This window comes from Bradyrhizobium sp. 23AC, assembly GCF_054863025.1.
In genome coordinates, this window is sequence record NZ_JAVAYN010000168.1 from 1 (window position 1) to 269 (window position 269).

Annotated in this window: 1 protein-coding gene; it reads right to left on the reverse strand. The window is 58.4% G+C overall.

Features of this window, described 5'->3' with window-relative positions; translation table 11 throughout:
* Positions 1 to 269 (reverse strand): ABC transporter permease (locus RAD10_RS41950; protein WP_461622034.1); only part of this gene is annotated, 269 nt, incomplete at both ends.

Here is a 269-nt window from a genome sequence, read left to right on the forward strand (position 1 = left end):
GAGCAGCAACGTTGTCAGAATTATTGTGAGCGTCGATACGGCCGCGATCGTGGGATTGAGTTGGAAGCGCAGATCATCCCACATGCGTCGCGGCAGCGTGACGGCGCCAGATCCAGACAGAAAAAGGGCTACGATCACCTCGTCGAACGAGGTGATGAAGGCGAACAGAGCGCCGACGAGGACGCCAGGCCGGATCAGCGGTAATGTTATTTGCCACAAAGTGGCACCAGGTGTCGCACCTAGGCTCAAGGCGGCATGCTCAAGCCTGG